Origin of the sequence: Bacteroides sp. BFG-606 (genome assembly GCF_024788145.1) — a bacterium.
GTDB classification, from domain to species: domain Bacteria; phylum Bacteroidota; class Bacteroidia; order Bacteroidales; family Bacteroidaceae; genus Bacteroides; species Bacteroides vicugnae.
In genome coordinates this window covers 1,833,357-1,850,480 of record NZ_JANUIL010000001.1, presented here as the reverse complement: position 1 = coordinate 1,850,480, position 17,124 = coordinate 1,833,357, and the positions used below count along the sequence as shown (strand labels likewise).

The 17,124-nt window shown below is 44.6% G+C and carries 9 protein-coding genes and 1 pseudogene; 1 reads left to right on the top strand and 9 read right to left on the bottom strand.

The genetic code is table 11. The features are described from left to right. Positions 1–194: 194 nt before the first annotated feature. Complete coding sequence (locus NXV01_RS06560) at positions 195–830, bottom strand: HU family DNA-binding protein (protein WP_217723718.1); 636 nt, start codon at positions 828–830, stop codon at positions 195–197. A gap of 333 nt (positions 831–1,163) precedes the next feature. Here NXV01_RS06560 and NXV01_RS06555 point away from each other — a divergent pair, with 333 nt between their 5' ends. Then, positions 1,164–2,507 carry a VapE domain-containing protein gene (locus NXV01_RS06555; RefSeq protein ID WP_259022021.1) on the top strand — a complete coding sequence of 448 codons (1,344 nt, stop codon included), beginning with the start codon at positions 1,164–1,166 and terminating at the stop codon, positions 2,505–2,507. 183 nt (positions 2,508–2,690) lie between these two features. Here NXV01_RS06555 and NXV01_RS06550 read toward each other — a convergent pair. From NXV01_RS06550 to NXV01_RS06515, 8 genes and pseudogenes are all read right to left on the bottom strand, one after another. Next, positions 2,691–3,780 (bottom strand): annotated as a pseudogene (locus NXV01_RS06550) (acyltransferase). A 26-nt stretch (positions 3,781–3,806) separates the two neighbouring features. Further along, the gene (locus NXV01_RS06545; RefSeq protein ID WP_258979254.1) at positions 3,807–5,861 is read right to left on the bottom strand and encodes a glycoside hydrolase family 127 protein; all 2,055 of its coding nucleotides are present in this window, start codon (positions 5,859–5,861) and stop codon (positions 3,807–3,809) included. Positions 5,862–6,002: 141 nt separating this feature from the next. Continuing rightward, complete coding sequence (locus NXV01_RS06540; RefSeq protein ID WP_008998073.1) at positions 6,003–7,133, bottom strand: aldose epimerase family protein; 1,131 nt, start codon at positions 7,131–7,133, stop codon at positions 6,003–6,005. A gap of 129 nt (positions 7,134–7,262) precedes the next feature. Next, on the bottom strand, positions 7,263–8,681 hold the full coding sequence (locus NXV01_RS06535; protein WP_259023438.1) for a glycoside hydrolase family 125 protein: 1,419 nt from the start codon (positions 8,679–8,681) through the stop codon (positions 7,263–7,265). Positions 8,682–8,728: 47 nt separating this feature from the next. Then, positions 8,729–11,020, bottom strand: coding sequence for a GH92 family glycosyl hydrolase (locus NXV01_RS06530; protein ID WP_259022020.1), 2,292 nt, complete (start codon positions 11,018–11,020; stop codon positions 8,729–8,731). Between the two features lie 12 nt (positions 11,021–11,032). Next, positions 11,033–13,510 (bottom strand): glutaminase domain-containing protein, encoded by a 2,478-nt coding sequence (locus tag NXV01_RS06525; RefSeq protein ID WP_217723538.1) that lies wholly within the window; start codon positions 13,508–13,510, stop codon positions 11,033–11,035. Between the two features lie 31 nt (positions 13,511–13,541). Further along, on the bottom strand, positions 13,542–15,707 hold the full coding sequence (locus NXV01_RS06520) for a hypothetical protein (RefSeq protein WP_259022019.1): 2,166 nt from the start codon (positions 15,705–15,707) through the stop codon (positions 13,542–13,544). A gap of 28 nt (positions 15,708–15,735) precedes the next feature. Beyond that, entirely contained in the window at positions 15,736–16,995 is a 1,260-nt protein-coding gene (locus NXV01_RS06515) for a glycoside hydrolase family 76 protein (protein WP_259022018.1), read from the bottom strand. Between the last annotated feature and the right edge of the window lie 129 nt (positions 16,996–17,124).

Genomic DNA, 17,124 nt, shown 5'->3' with positions numbered 1-17,124 from the left:
TTTTCACTGAAAAACAAAAAAGCCCTATATTATCATACGAAATGACTACATCCTTCACCGCTTTCACCTTCTTCCTGAAACCTCTATTCTAAGCAGGAATGCGGGTGAAAGCGACCATGCAAAAGCCCTTCTATCACGCTTTCACCACTTTCACCGACACACTTCAAATCGACGCTTACTCAAATCGTTTCCATCTACCGCCGGAGCACATCCCGAGATACCCCGTAATAACCCGCTGCAGCCACATAAATCGGCTGCATACGTTTGCCGATATTTTTCAATTTACCTTCTTCCAGTAATCGCCGGAGATGACGGTTCGCCGTAGTCCGTGTCATGCAGCATACTTCCTGAAAATCATAACGAAGCATTACGTCATGATCGGCGAAATATTCCTTCAGCCGCATATCTATCTCCACTGCCGACAAGGATTCCGAATGGCGTGCATACTTGCTTCGGCTACCCTTAACACCTACCAGTTCCCCCCGCAAACGAGCATCGGGACGAAAACCAATTGTTTTCAACTCCATTTTCGACCATTTGTTCTTAGTGCTGCGAGTCACTTTTTGTGTACTCCGCAAGATTGGAACAAAATAGCCAAGTCCCTCAATATGCACCTCACGTCCCTCGCGCAGTTCTTCACCACAAATTTGGGCAAGCATCTCGAACGCATTTTTTACATCACCTACGGAAAGCGAACTGCGCCCGTGAATCATCCGGCACAGTTTATCCGTTCCCACCTTACCATTCAAAAAAATGCGGGGATGCAAACCTTTCTCTTCCGAATCGTCGGACTCACCGGGATTCTCATACCAATCGTAAAGTATAGCCATTAGTCGTCAACGTTTTGATAGTGAATATATTTCATGTAAAAACTTTAAGTTTATCATCAAACCACTACCGTGGTTCATTTAAATCACAGCTGTTATCCAATTAGATCACTTTTGTCATTTGATTGAACCACGAAAGTGAATCATCAATAACTCTTCGTCAAAGATACGATAAAAAATAGAGAAAAGGACGATAAGAAGCCGACTTCTTCAGGTATGTAGAAATTAATATTTTTTCCGGAGAAATACTTGCAAACCGGTATCATCCTATAGTACATTCGCAGTATCAGCGCTGAACAACAAACCGATTTTAATCACTTAAAAATAGAAAAAATAATGAATACAATAACATTGATATGGAGACAGGTATTGAAGGAACTAAAATTGTTTCAAATGAAGGAAAACAAAGAAGATGCAGTTGAGAAAACAGACAAAGAGCTACAGAAAACGCTAAAATGTCATGAAGATAAATATACCGTTCCCCTGCCGGACACTGCACTGCCTACTGGAAGAGAGAAGGAGACAGAACGAAAACAACCGGTCCGATTAACCCAAGAGGTACGTACATTCCTGCAAAAACAGTATGATTTTCGTTACAACCTATTGACGGAAGAAACAGAATATCGTCCTGCCAACAAGCGTGCCGTTCCTTTCGAACCTGTAGGTAAGCGGGAACTGAACACTTTCTGCATGGAAGCACACGACCAAGGTATATCCTGCTGGGATAAAGACTTGAGCCGTTACATTTATTCCACTTGTATTCCTGAATACCATCCTTTCCGGCTTTACATGGAAGAACTGCCCGGCTGGGATGGGACAGACAGACTGGAGGCTTTGGCGCAGCGTGTCTCTGACAATCAGCTCTGGATAAAAAGCTTCCATACCTGGATGCTGGGACTCACCGCTCAATGGTTAGGCATGACGGGAATACATGCCAACAGTGTAGCCCCCATACTTGTCAGCAGCGAACAGGGGCGACAAAAATCCACATTTTGCAAGGCACTAATGCCGCCAGCATTGTCACGTTATTACATGGACAACCTGAAACTGTCTGCACAAGGAAAACCGGAAAGGTTACTTGCCGAAATGGGACTTCTGAACATGGATGAATTTGACAAGTACGGAACGCAGCAAATGCCATTATTGAAGAATCTGATGCAAATGGCAAACCTGAATATCTGCAAAGCATATCAAAAGAATTTCCGCAACCTACCGCGCATTGCTTCTTTCATCGGTACAAGCAACCGCTTTGACTTACTCACCGATCCCACCGGTAGCCGGCGATTCATCTGCATTGAAGCAGAACATCTGATTGATTGCGCAGACATAAAGCACGATCAAATCTATGCCCAATTGAAAGCTGAACTGCTCTCCGGCATCCGCTATTGGTTCACAAAAGAAGAGGAACGGGAGCTGCAACGCCACAACGCTGCTTTTTATCATCCGTGTCCGGCAGAAGAAGTCTTTCATGCCTGCTTCCGGATAGCTAAAGACGATGAAGAGGGAAGCGAACGTCTCTCGGCTTCGGACATATTTAGAAGACTGAAAAAGTATAACCCCGCCGCCATGCGAGGAAGTAATCCGGCTACGTTCGCGCAAGTTTTGCTTGCGGCAGGTGTCACCCGCAAACATACCAAATATGGAAATGTGTATTTGGTGAAACCGCTGAAAGCGGCATAAAGCTCCAAACAGAGAGAGGGTTCACCCGTAAGAAGTTGGATAGTAATGGTTTATAATAGAAGTGAAAGAGATGAAAAGAGAAAGAGGGCATTAAGAGAGAAATAAGCTGTAAATAGTAAGAATCTGAATAGAAAATCAGGAAAGACATGATTATCTATTCAGATTCTTACTATTTCCGGATATTTATCCTACTATCCATTTACTGCCTGGTATAAACGAAATAATCTTTGTCGTTACAAAGCAACAGATAAATGTAACCACTGCAATACATGGGATAGCGGAAACGGTGGGTAATCCCAATGTGTCCTTGAATACAGATACCCACAGTCCGAGCCAGAATATGTGCATAAGATACATACCATAGCTAAGTTTCGAAGTTTCTGTCACCAACTTGGGAGCTTGCGGACGTTTGATACATGTAAACATGAGGAATGTGCCCGTTGTGAGAAGCACACAGTTAATAGTACAGAAAGCCCATCCTATTTCTATTACAGGGGTGGAATGGAGTTCGCCGGGTATAGCCTGAACATAGAATGAATAAATAGTCCATACAGCACCGATCACCATTAAAATAGTTCCTATAATAAAACGTTTGGAACGGTTCCATGTAAGGTGTACACGAATGTAGTGTGCCAGAACGAGATAGCCCAGATAACCGGAGAAGTACCACAACATATGGTATTCATTCCAGAAACATTGTCCCCACACTTCACCGCACCAACGATTGAGATACGGCATACACGTTGACAATACGAATAGCCCAATGAAGAAACGTTCTTCTTTTGCCGTGGCTTTACGCAGCCATGGAGATATAATAGGGATAAACAGGTAAAGACTTATCAGGGGGGTACATGAACCACAAGTGTCCGGCCAGTGTCGGAAAGTTCAGCAATATTCGCGACAAGTCTTTCACGGATGTTTCTCCGTCTATCTGTCCCCACAACATTGGCAGGGTGCTGTATAATATCATGAATATGAAAAACGGTGGCAGGATGCGAAGACAGCGCTGGCGATAGAATTGCCACATCGTCTGTTCCTCTTTCATCGGTGCAAGCAGGAAGGCAGAGACTATCATGAACAGGGGTACCGCCATACGTGAAAAACCGTCGTATACTGATACCCATAGCCGGTCTGCTTCATTCGCTAGAAAAGACTGCGGTCCTGCCATATCGGTGGATCCGGGAGCACCGTAGAAATTTTCACTAGCATGAACTAGGATGACGAGAAAACATGCAAACACACGGATGTAATCTAAAAAAACTATACGTTTCATTTATTCTAAGTTTTCTAGTTATTAATTTATTCTCTTGTATTCGGGAACGCAGATATTCTCAACCGTGCCGCACCCATGGGGATCAATGTTATTTCTTCTTTATCACCTTTCACTGCATCTTCTTCCGGCAATACGCCACACAATCCGGTTTCGTCTATCTTCCATTCAGTAACCAGGCGGCCGGTAGCTTTTACCTCTAAAGGTACACTGGCTACTGTGAAAGGATAATTATCGGCAGGCCAAGATTTACGGATTACCTTAAAGTTTTTCAAAGGCTCTGTCTTGTCCAGTACCAATGAATAGTTCCAGGGACTATCCGGATAGATTTCAGTAGTAGGCCATTTCTGGGGATCAGCGCCTTTCTGCCATTTAGAATCACCGATAGCAGTCTCGCGGCTGTCTTTCTCTACATATTTCTCTGCAATCTTGAGAGACAAAGTGAGGGGACCATAATCTACGCTTACGCTATTTTTATTAACCTGCCAGGTACGCATAGACAAAGACATCGGTAACATCAGTTCCACGCGATCTCCATTCGACCATTCCCGATGGATGCAAAGGTATTTTCCCGCTACGGGAGCTACATTTACCTTCTTACCATTCACGCGCACTTCTGCTCCTTTTGTCCATGAAGGAATGCGGAGATAGAACGGAAAAGTGACCTTTTCACCGGTAGAAACAGAGAAGGCAATGCTTTCCTCAAAAGGATAATTCGTCTCTTCGTGAAGAGTGATTTCCTTTCCGTCGCCCACCTTTACAGTAGCTTTGCAAGCTGCATAAATAGCAGTTGCCACTCCGTTGTCGGGAGTTGCCAATACCAGATGTTCGGTAAAGTAAGGCCAGCCCTGTGCATGATTGTGTTGGCAACAACGGCTGCTGAAAGGATTCATCGAAAGGAATGGGCCACGATTGTCAATGCCCGGATGATGATTCTTGGAATCACTGATGGCATGGTTCGGACAGGTGATATAGCGCAATGCTTTAAAGTCCGGCATCACGGCAGCAGGATAAGAGTTGAATGCTACTTCTTCACAGTGTTCAGCCCACATAGGGTCTCCCGTCATGCAAAGCATGATTTCATCGGAGGCCATCTGTTCAACCAGTCCGCAGGTTTCCACTCCCTGACGGGGATCGATGTATCCCAAACGGGCATTCTCATCCGCACCGAACATACCACCGGGCACTTGTCCGAAAGTACGGCGAATCAGATGATGAACATTATAAGAGGCTTTCAGCATCGCTGAATCTCCGGTCTGCATATAATAAGTGGCAGGTTCACGGAAACATTGGGCGATATTGACATTGTGCCAGTTGGGTAAAGAGGTAGATTTAGTCCAGTCGGCAGTGTTGCGATGAATCTTTTCAGCCAATTCTAACAAGAAAGCATCTCCGGTATGGTTGTAAAGCCAATAGATGCTGATGATATTATCACCACCGCGGCTTTTCTCCCAGTAATCTTCCAGAAGCTGGTCATCGGGAACAGTCATCTGCCATTTAAAGTAGTTCGTCATCAGGTCAATGACACGCTGATCTTGAGAATACTCGTAATAGGATTGCAGACACCAGAGCATAATCATTTGTGCCCAAAGTTCACGTTTTCCGTTACGTTCGTTGACAGGACCGAAGTAACCATCCGGCTGGCGACTGGCAAATACGCCTTCAATCCAGTACTTGGTTTCCTCAATCATCTTCGGGTCGTTCAGGATATATGCCAGATTGCCGTAGCCTTTGAGCCAATAGGGAACTTCTTCCCAACCATGGTCACCACCGGTTGTCAACCAAGCATTATTATCTTTCTCCAGCCAGGCACTGATCTCTCCCAAGTGTCCGGTCAGACCGTCACGCTGCAATTCGAGATACTTCTTCACCCAACCTTCAGGCTGAATACTGCCTACCGGCAACTTGATAAAATTCAATGGACGAAGCGGAGCGCGATACCCTGTGTAATTGGTATTGACAGACTGCATATCCGGCCGATCCACTACGGTCACTGTGCCACTGGTGGGAGCAGGTGCGCAAGCTGTAACCGCTATCCCAAACACTATCGATGCAAAAAAAACTTTAGTCTTGATTATCTTCATATCGTCTATTCTACTGATTCCAGAAACTCCTCATCATCCAACGAACCTTAATGGGATGCCAGTACATGACATTCGAAACACAGAACGGATAATCCCTAATCAGACAATCCGTTCTTCAAAAGCAGGAGCCTGTTTTATTGCCTACTTATCTACAGAGAATTTAAAAATACATTGACTTGTATATTTCTCACCCGGACGAAGTACAGCCGACGGCCATTCGGGTTTGTTCGGTGTATCCGGATATTTCTGTGTTTCAAGACATACGGAAGCACGTTGGTTGTAAGTGATACCTTTCTTTCCTGTCAGTGAGCCATCGAGGAAGTTTCCGGCATATACCTGAATACCCGGTTCGTTGGTATAAACATCGAGTACGATACCTGTCTTCGGTGATTTCAGAGAAGCGCATTTACGAGTTACGTCACCTTTTGTATTCAATACCCAGTTGTGGTCGTAGCCGTTGCCGTTTTTCAGTTGTACGAAATCATAGTCATTGATACGCTCGCCTACCGGAGTCGGAGTACGGAAGTCCATTGGAGTACCTTCTACTGTAACAATTTCACCCGTAGTCATAAAGGTGCTGTCCACCGGAGTGTAATAATCCGCATCAACTGTCAACAGATGACCGGCGTTATTGCCTGCGTCTCCCTCCAGGTTGAAATAAGAGTGATTGGTCATATTCACAATAGTCGGCTTGTCTGTTTCTGCCTCGTATTGAATGTCGATAGCGTTATCATCTGTGAGTTTCATTACCACTTTACAAGTGATATTTCCAGGAAAACCTTCTTCACCGTCTTCTGCCAAATAGGTCAGTTGCAGTTCCTGCGGATTGGGTTGAACAGCATCAAACACACGATACTGGAAGCCTTGCGGACCACCGTGCAGGCAATGGCCATAATTGTTACGAGGAAGCTGATATTCCACACCGTCCAATGTAAATTTACCCTGATTGATACGGTTGGCATAACGTCCGATAGTTGCACCGAAATCCGACGGTTTACTGATATAATCCTGAATAGAATCGAAACCGAGCACGACATCGCGCATCTGTCCGTCTTTATCGGGGACCATCACTGAAACAATACGTCCACCAAAGTTCGTGATACAAACTTCCATGTTGTTCTTGTTGCGCAAAGTAAACAAATCGGTTTTCTTTCCATCCACTTCCGTCTGGAAATTACTCTGCAATAAACCGGAATCCGTAGTCTTTTCGGCTTTCGGCGTACAAGATGCCATTAAAAGGGCGGCAACGGCCCATACACATAAATTTTTCATGATACAACTTGTTTTTAGATATTCATTTTCAGATGCAGACGACGCGGATAACGCGTTTTTTCTCATTTTACATCAGAGAAAGAGCCGCATCATCCGCGTTATCCACGTCTAATTTAGTATGTCAGCATATTATTGTATACTATTCAATAAATCTACCTTTCCTTCATTAATCAACTTCAAAATCAGCTCACCGAAAAGAGTATTCTGCCAAGCGAACCATGCACGGGTAAATTTCTTCGGATTATCCTTATGGAAAGATTCGTGCATAAAGCCTGTGCCGGCATCCGTATCCATCAGCATCTTGATACAGGTCTTGATTTCGGCATCATTCTGACTGGTAAAGGCTTTCATCATAATACTCATCGGCCATACCATGTCATAACCGATGTGCGGTCCGCCGATTCCTTCACCTGCCTTGCCTTTAAAGAAGTAAGGATTGTCTTCGCTCCATACAAAGCGACGGGTGTTCTGATAAATCGGATCGTTCACATTCACATCGCCCAGATAAGGCATTGCAAGCAGGCTCGGCACGTTAGCATCGTCCATCAGGTAATGATTTCCAAAGCCATCTACCTCGAAGGCATAGATTTTACCATATTTAGGATGATTATATACCGCGTATTTCTTCAAAGCTGTTTCTACTTCCTGCGCCAGGTCTTTACATTCTTTAGACAAGGCTGTTTTCTTATTTACTTTCTCCAGAATCTCGGCAGCCTTACGCAAAGAAGACACTGCAAAGAAATTGGAAGGAACCAGGAATTGAAGAGTGGTGGCATCGTCCGAAGGACGGAAGCTGGAAACAATCAAACCGACAGGTTTCACCGGTGCTCCAAGGCCGTCATTGCTCACAGTATCCAGTGCACGTTCTGTTTTACGCTGGAATTTATAAGGGCCTACTCCTTCTTTACGTTGCTGTTCCTTGAAGGTTTTTAGTACGTTAGCGATTGCCTGAATCCATTCTTCGTTGAATATGCTTGCATCTCCGGTAGTCTTCCAGTAGTGATAAGCCAGACGCAACGGATAACACAGGGAGTCGATTTCCCATTTACGTTCGTGCAATTCCGGTTTCATATCCGTAAGGTCGCTCATCCAGTGACCGTTAGGAATGGCACCGTCATTAAACGCATTTGCATACGGGTCGATATTGATACATTTAAACTGGCGGAGGATCACTCCTGCCAGCATTTCTTTCAGTTCGGGGTCCGAATTAGCCAGTTGCACATAAGGCCATACCTGTGCACCGGAGTCGCGCAGCCACATGGCATGAATATCCCCCGTATATACGAATGTATCCGGTTTGCCATCACTTCCCTTACGGAAATGTACGGTAGTATCCAGGGTATTCGGGAAACAGTTGGCAAACATCCATGCCAGCTTCTCATTCTTCAGAAGCTTCTGTACACGGAGAATCTCCTTTTCCACTGCATTCGAACGGAACAGGCGGTTGGATATCTCAGGACGGTTATCTTTCTGAATGGCATCTGCCAGACATACATGCATTTCCATCATACGGTTGGAGGCTTGTAGCTGGCCACCGCAGAGAAGCATACCCGCCAGCATACCTGCACTGATATATTTGATTTGTTTTTTCATGATTACTTCTTCTTTTTGAATTCATTAGAGAAAGAGTAAGGGAAATCGCTTTCTTTCGTACCACGTTGCTGATTGGGTTTGGCATCCATCTTGAAAGAAATGGTGGCACCATTCATCAGGTCCTGATGGGTCAGGTAGTTTTTGGTGTGTTCCTTGCCGTTCAGCGTCATTGATGAAATGTAGCGCTTGTCATCTCCGTTATTCGGGGCGGAAATGGTTACTGTCTTTCCGTTTTCCAGATGCAGTTTCATCTCTTTGAAGTAAGGAGTACCCAAGACATACTCATCTGTACCGGGGCATACCGGATAGAATCCCATTGCCGAGAATACATACCAGGCAGAAGTCTGGCCGTTGTCCTCATCACCGCAATAACCGTCGGGAGCAGGAGTATAGAGTTTATCCATTACTTCACGAATCCAGTGCTGCGCTTTCCAGGGTTGACCGGAATAGTTGTACATATAAAGCATGTGCTGGATCGGTTGGTTGCCATGTGCATAGTTGCCCATATTCATAATCTGCATTTCACGGATTTCATGGATAACGGCTCTGTAATAGCTCTCATCGAATATCGGAGGCAGAATAAATACAGAGTCCATCATCTGGTTGAAGCCATCTTTACCACCCATCAGGTCGATCAGACCTTGAGGATCGTGGAATACAGACCAGGTGTAATGCCAGCTATTACCTTCCGTGAAAGCATCTCCCCATTTCAACGGGTTGAACGGAGACTGGAAGGTGCCGTCTTCATTCTTGCCACGCATCAGTTTGTGTTCGGGGTCATACAGATTCTTATAGTTCATCGCTCTCTTTGCGAAGATTTCAATCTCTTTTTTCGGTTTCTTCAAGGCTTTGCCGAGTTGGTAGATACACCAGTCATCATAAGCATACTCCAGTGTGCGGGCTGCATTCTCGTTAATACCTACATTATAAGGTACGTAGCCCAACTTGTTATAATATTCATATCCCAGGCGTCCGGTAGAACCCACTTTCGGATGCACAGCATTCGCTCCGTGTTTCACGGCTTCCCACAACGTCTCAATATCGTATCCTTTCAATCCTTTCAGGTAAGCGTCGGCAACTATGGAAGCAGAGTTGTTTCCAACCATACAACCTCTATGACCGGGGCTCGCCCATTCCGGCAGGAATCCGCTTTCCTTGTAGGTGTTCACCAATCCTTCCTGCATCTTCGTATTCATGGATGGATACATCAGGTTGAGGAATGGGAAAAGACAACGGAATGTATCCCAGAAACCGGTGTCGGTAAACATATAGCCCGGAAGTACTTCACCGTTATAAGGGCTGTAGTGCATAACGTCTCCTTTGGCATCTATTTCATAGAAGCTTCTGGGGAACAATACCGAACGATACAAGCAGGAGTAGAATGTACGCAAATGGTCGATATCATCGTCTTTCACTTCGATACGTCCCAGAACGTCGTTCCATACCTTGCGGCCTTTCGCTGCAATCTGTTCAATGTTGTCCGTACCCAGCTCTTTCAGGTTCAGTTCAGCCTGTTCGGGGCTGATGAAAGAAGAAGCTACACGCACATTTACCTGTTCGCCCTTGCGGGTTTTGAAACCGATCAGTGCACCGGCATGATTGTCTGTCACTTCCAGTTTGTTGGTGTCAATCACACCACTGGCTACGGCAGCTGTATAAGTAAACGGTTTATCGAATACCAATACAAAGTAGTTTTTAAAGTTGGCAGGAACACCACCGCTGTTTTTAGTAGTATAGCCGATAATCTTGTTCTCCGAAGGGATCACTTTTACAAACGAGCCTTTATCGAAGGCGTCTACCACTACATAAGAGTGGTCGTTTTCGGGGAAAGTGAAACGGAAAGCGGCGGCTCTCTCTGTCGGAGCAATCTCCGTCACTACATCATGGTCGGCAAGATATACCTTATAGTAATAAGGGGTAGCCGTTTCAGCTTTGTGAGAGAACCAACTGGCACGCTGGTCCTGATTGAATACTGCTTCACCGGTGACCGGCATGATAGCAAATTGACCGTAATCATTGATCCAGGGACTTGGCTGATGGGTTTGTTTGAATCCCCTGATCTTGTCAGCGTCATACGTATAGGCCCATCCATCGCCCATTTTACCAGTCTGCGGAACCCAAAAGTTCATTCCCCAGGGTAACGCAATGGCGGGGTAAGTATTTCCGGTAGATAGTGCGTGCTTCGACTGCGTACCAACCAGCGGACTAACATAGTCCACTGGGCCGGTAATTGTTTTTGCAGTCATACTCCATGCACTAAGTAACGTAAAAGCGAATAGAGCTAGTTTCTTCATGGTATTCTTGTTTTATTTAATCAGTTTTCCTTCAAGCATCTTGATAAAATATCCACCTACAACGGAACGTGCCTGGAAGCCTCTCTGATTCGGTTCATCTGTAAATACCCAGTCGGACATCGGAACACGGTTAGGTGTCACGTTCATAAACAGATATACCGGTTCAATAAATTTCTCAAAGGTAGCTTTGTCGTCAGCCAATGTAGCTGTCCACATGATCCAGTCGGTTTTGGTGTATGTTTCACGGTTATCCAATGGAAGACCATATTTATTTTGCTTCGAAAGATAGTAAGCTATTTCCGTTTCTGCAACATTTTTAGGGAAGATTTGCAGATTCAACAGTTTATCCCACACTAAGTTATACTTCTGGCTCCATGTTCCCGGTTTGTCAAATGTCAGACGGTAGTGGTCGCCATCATCCGCCATTTTCACCCATTCGGCAGCCATATCTTTTGCTTTCTGTGTGTATTTCTCGGCTACTTCTTTCTTGCCCAGCATATCTGCCAGATAGCCATATGAAGCAACACCCATGATCGCTTTGATAGAAAGGTTGGCATTGTGTGCGAAGTGACCTGCAAAGTCATCGGTACAAAGTTGGTTGGCCGGATCAAGTCCGTGCTCTGCCAGATAATCCGTCCAAGTAGTCAGTGTTTCCCAATGTTTCTGTGCATATTCTGCATTGCCTTCCACCTTTGCAATAGCAGCAGCCAACACTACCATATTACCCGATTCTTCTACCGGCATATCACCGCCATAAGTCTGGCCGTTAGCTAATGGATAAGTACCTACATCATGTGCCGCAAACGGTTTCTCCCATTTTCCGCTTTCGCTATAATAGAAAATATGGTTCATGGTAGCTTTCACCAGTTCCGGGTTATAGTACAAAAGCAGCGGAGCTCCCGGATAAGTCAGGTCGACTGTTCCGATAGAACCATTACTGAAGTTTTCTTTAGAAAGGAATACCAGGTCACCGTTCGGAGCTTCTACCAATTTATGAGCAGCCAATGCCTGACGATAAGCCAATGCACAAAGTTCGGCATATTTACGTCCACCGGCTGCAATCGCTTCTTCCATCATTTTCTTGTCGAAAGCGGCACAGTTCTTCATCTGTGTCTTATATTCTTTCTCTGCTTTCCGGAATTGGGATACAATCGTTTCATTGCCCTGACGGTTCCAGTAAGGACGCAGGTTATCGCCAAAGTATTGGATAGAATAAATATCATCGTATCCGATCAATAGATGACCATCCGCTTTTTGTGTTTCGCCTAATGAGCGTACCAAAGCCAATTTATCATAACCATTCGTGGTAGGAGCTTCCAGTTTATTTGCTACAAAGTTTTTACGCAGTTCTCTGCCGTCACCGATTGCAGATGTGCTGTTTTCTTTTTCAGCAGCCAGATAGAAATGTCCCCAATCGATACGTACATCATCACCTTTCTTCTTCAGGATTTCCTGATTACGGCTTCCGGTACGAAGGAATAACAAGTCACCGTCAGTAAAGCTGTCGGCTACAGATTCCTGGTGAGGTTGGTCGATTGCCCATTGCGGAGATACTTCGAAATACAATTCAACCTGATGTTTCTTGCCGTCATTGGAAGCTACTTCATAAGAAATATAATTGACCGGACGTGACAGCAAATCCAGATTATCCATAAACATAGGAGCGGTAAATGTCAGTTTCAAATCTACCGGACCGCAAGTAAAGGTATAATAAGTCTGCATAGGCTGTACGTCTACAGATATTTGTTGTGCTGTTTGATGGAAAGAACGGTAACCGTCCAGTTCTACCAATAATCCGAAATCCAGTAATCCGTTTCCTACACGGTTACGGCAATAGCCAGCAATCAGATTCTCACCCGGTTTCAAAGAAGCTACCACTTCTTCGGGCAGTTTCACTCTCTCGTTCTTTTTACAAGCATTACCAGTATCTACCACTTTGATGCCGTTGATATAGATGATAGCATCATCGTCGTGAGAGAATTCCAGATATACATTCTTTCCTGTCAAGTCTTCCTGAATATCAGCTACCCGGCGTACCCAGATAAATTCTTCACCCCATTGGGTCTTGGCTGTATGTTCATTCTCCATGGTTCCGAAAGCAGCTTCTCCTTCTTTCCATGCTTTATCATTAAATCCGGCATTCTGCCATCCGTCAGCAGGCTGTTGAGTGGTATACTTTCCTATCCAGCTACCTTGTTCGGATGTCTTTACCAAAGGACGTAGTTCCAGTTCTTCCGTTCCCATGAAACGGTAAGTTTGTCCGTCTACTTTCGCCACTCCAAGCAAAGGGAAATCCTTACCTGTCCAATGTTTTACGGAGCCATCATACAGATTGTCAGTAGTAGACCAAGCACTAGTGTAAGGGTCAATCGTCACCAGCGGGTATGCCGGAGCACGTAATTCATTTTTCTCGTGCTGCTCTATCTGGGTCTCACAGCTACAAAGTACAGAAGCTGTTCCCAGCAACAGCATCATCAGTTGTTGTTTCATAATTTAAATCACCTGTTTTATTTAATCTATTTTACCATTCTATGGATACATTCACTCCGGCAGGATCGTTCTCGAAACTCAATAAAAGAGTTTTTGAAGATTCATCCCATTGCGGCTGTTCCGTCTTCCCGTTTACCAGAACTTTCCCGGGCTTGCGCGGCAAGAGGATTCTGGATACATTCGTCGTATGTAACGGACTCTTAGCTACAAATGAGTAGCTCTGCTTCCCGACTTTCTCATCGTAAACGCGAGAAGCTCCGCAAAGCACCTTCGCTTTCACCTTACCGGACACTTTACTCAAGTCATACAAATATCCTTGTTCGCCGGGATTAATCTGTTTCATGGTCAGTATCGGCAGGTCTTTGTCGAATAAATCGATATACAGTCCCGACAGTTTCAAAGGCTCTTTAGAGGAACTTTCATCCATTACTGCCGCGATTGTATAAGGTCCCCGTTCCACCACAAAATTATTTTTGATTTCTATCTTTTTACCTGTTTTGTCCAGATAAGCGGATGCAATCGTTTCAAAGTATTTGCGGTCGTTCCCATTCTTCAATACAAAATGCTTCGGGTCTTCGCGCATGACAATCACGGTACCTTTGCCAGAACGATATGTTCCATCGCCGGGAGTGCGGGACAAGCCCATTGTCTCAAACAAATGTTCCGAAGGGGCTTTGTAGGCGTTTCCTTCTGTATTCCACCATTCCAAAACGGTTTGATAGGGATCGACATCTTCTCCGCAATACACCAGTGTACCTCCCTTTTTAACCCAGTCTGCCAGATAGTTATGGTATTCCGGCTTCATCGGTTTCATGTTCGAGTAGGACATTACGAGTACCTGAAGTCCTTTGAAAGTTTCTTGGAACGGAGTATTCTCCATGTGTACCAGTTCCACCGGGATTCCTCTTTTTAATAATGGCAAAGTTTGGCCATAGAAGCTGGAGAATTGCGGATCGTCATATCCGTTATGATCCGGAAAACGCTGGAACATCAACGAATTTGCCATTAATACCCCAATGCCGTGCGTACCGTTGATCTGCTTGTCAGAGGTGCGAATGTCATTCAATGTATTAATCATCACCTGCATTTGCGTGGAGTATGAGCGTGGAATGCGTTCTTTCTGATCGGTTCCGGCTATCCGGTATAATCCCTGATAAATACGGTCCGGCCATGGCATCACTTCATAAGTATCTACCATCGGGTACATTAGCTGTGCGGCAAAAGTGGCCTGATAATTTATCTTATAATCCAGCCAGTCTTTGGCACGGTCTTCAATCGGATCGGTCAGGAAATACATTTTGCGATTCAAAGGATCGGTCATGGATTTCATGCAGCCATATTCGAGAAAGGCATTCTCAAATACACGCTCTTTCTTTACACCGTTATAGAAGTTCGGTTCACGGGCAGTACCCGTCCATACCTGTGCTATGTAGCCGTCTACACAATCCAATGAAGCCAGACTGGCTTCCGGGCTTACAATTTGCCAGGAAGTGTAGTTAATCAAAGAATGAGTAGGCACATAACATTTCACATCCAGCCCTTTCGATTTACCGTATTCTTTGGCATAAGTAAATATCTTATCCAGTGCATAATAGTAGAGGTGATATTTCAACTTATTGGAAAGATAGGTGTTCTCGGGAGATTCATGTTGAGGTCTCCAGGGGAAATTATAATATTTCTGCCATTCTGACTTGAAGGCTTCGCTATATCCGCCACGCATCCAGAATTCAGGTTCCTCCAGATAGATAGAAGTAATTCCGGCATCAATCACCCGCTTTATCTGCGTTTCCTGCATATAACGGATAAAACTTTCGGTAGGCACAATGTAGGGTATCAAGTGTCCGTGGGCTATCTCGTTTCCGTTACGATCCCGTTGACCTTCTTTCAGGTGACCGTCTATTCCATCCCATTTGCCGAGAAAATAGTCTTTATAGTCTCCCCATGCCACTCCGGTCATAAATTGTGTCTGATATCCCTTGTCTCTCCACGACTGGACACGTTGTTCAAAAGAAACACCTTTTTTATCGAGTGTACCATATACCATCGTGGCATCGGCACGCACATCTGTTTCCGGTTTCCAGGGTTCGGCTGTTTGAAAAGTTGTTTTTGCTTCCTTGCCGTTAGTCGTTTGAGCAAAGGAAACATTATTACCGGTTAATAAAAGGCTGAATACAATCAGTAGTTGTTTATTATTCATTTTCACGTGGTTCTGTGTCGTTTTCTATTTACTTCTTAGCCGGAAATAAAAGCATCAATGCCGGTATACCGGAAGCTGAATAACTGTCGATTTCCGCACCTGCCGGCAACTTCTTATGATATTCGCCTCCACACACATTCCGCGTCTCATCTCTGTTTGCCCAACCTGTTTTGATGGTACGTTTCAGGAACGGAAGATATTGGGTTTGTCCGCAATCATATACTAACCATGCCATGTATTCTGCAAAGATAGCAGTATAGATACCCTGTTCAATACCACCTTCGAAAGGTAGCACTTTATGTTCCGCAGACATATCTTTCACTGTATAGTCTGCTGCCAAAATTGCATTGTCCAGATAACGTTTCTCTCCGGTCGCCTTATAAAGCAGTATGGATGCACCGATAAAGGTTGCCTGATTGTAGACATGTGACTTCCACGCGGGATTGCCATTTCCATGACGGCTATCAGCTATCTTTCCCGTTTCTTTATCCAGCAGATTTTCCACTCCCCATTCGTAGATTTCTTTGCCTTTGGCAAGATATTGAGCCTTCGTCTGATAAGACGGACGTTTGTCGGTCGATTCTTTTCTATTTTCAGGCACATTATTGTAGAGCGTCAATGCCGCTACCACTGTCGGGAAGTTGATACATGCCATCTTTCCATCACCGAATTTATTCGGTTTCGGATTCCGAATGGGTTGCCATTGCCAGAACATACCTCCGTTTTCTTTGTCATACGAACCGGTATCACCCACCTTTTCCGAGCCATACCACACACGTTTGAAACTGGCCTCCGAGAGTTTCAGGTATTCATCCACTCCAAGAAGCTCGTATGCGCGCGCCAGACTGATAGTCCACCACATGATGTCATCGTAGATGAACCAGCCGGTGTTTTCGTTGTTATCATCAAAATCAAACTGGCAATATTGTGCTTTGTTTCCTGCGAAAATTTTCTCGCAAAGAGTTTTATACTCACGAGTCTTTTTTTTGTCTTTCTGTGCCTTTGCCAGTTTATAGGCATTCATCGCCATGTCCCAATAAATAGGCTGACACCAAATAGCCGCCGCTCCATTACCGCGGTCAACGGCGCTTGGATAGGAGGAATTTGTTTTATAAATATATTTATTAGAGTCTAGTAGGGTATTGTTAAATCCTTCGTAAGCTGCCCATACATCTTCGTTAGTATATGCGTGCTTCTTCTGGTTTGCTTTTCCTAAATTGCCGACTGCCCATATAGTAGTTGATGCTCCCATTAGCAGCGTCAGAGCCAAAAGAATTTTGCCTTTCATGATAGTTTATAAGTTTATAGTATTTTTCCTGTTACAAAGATTGCAGAAATAGCTGAAAAAAAACAATAATATTTATTCAATAAAGAACAAATACAGACCAAAACGCTTTTCTGCAATAAAAATATAGGA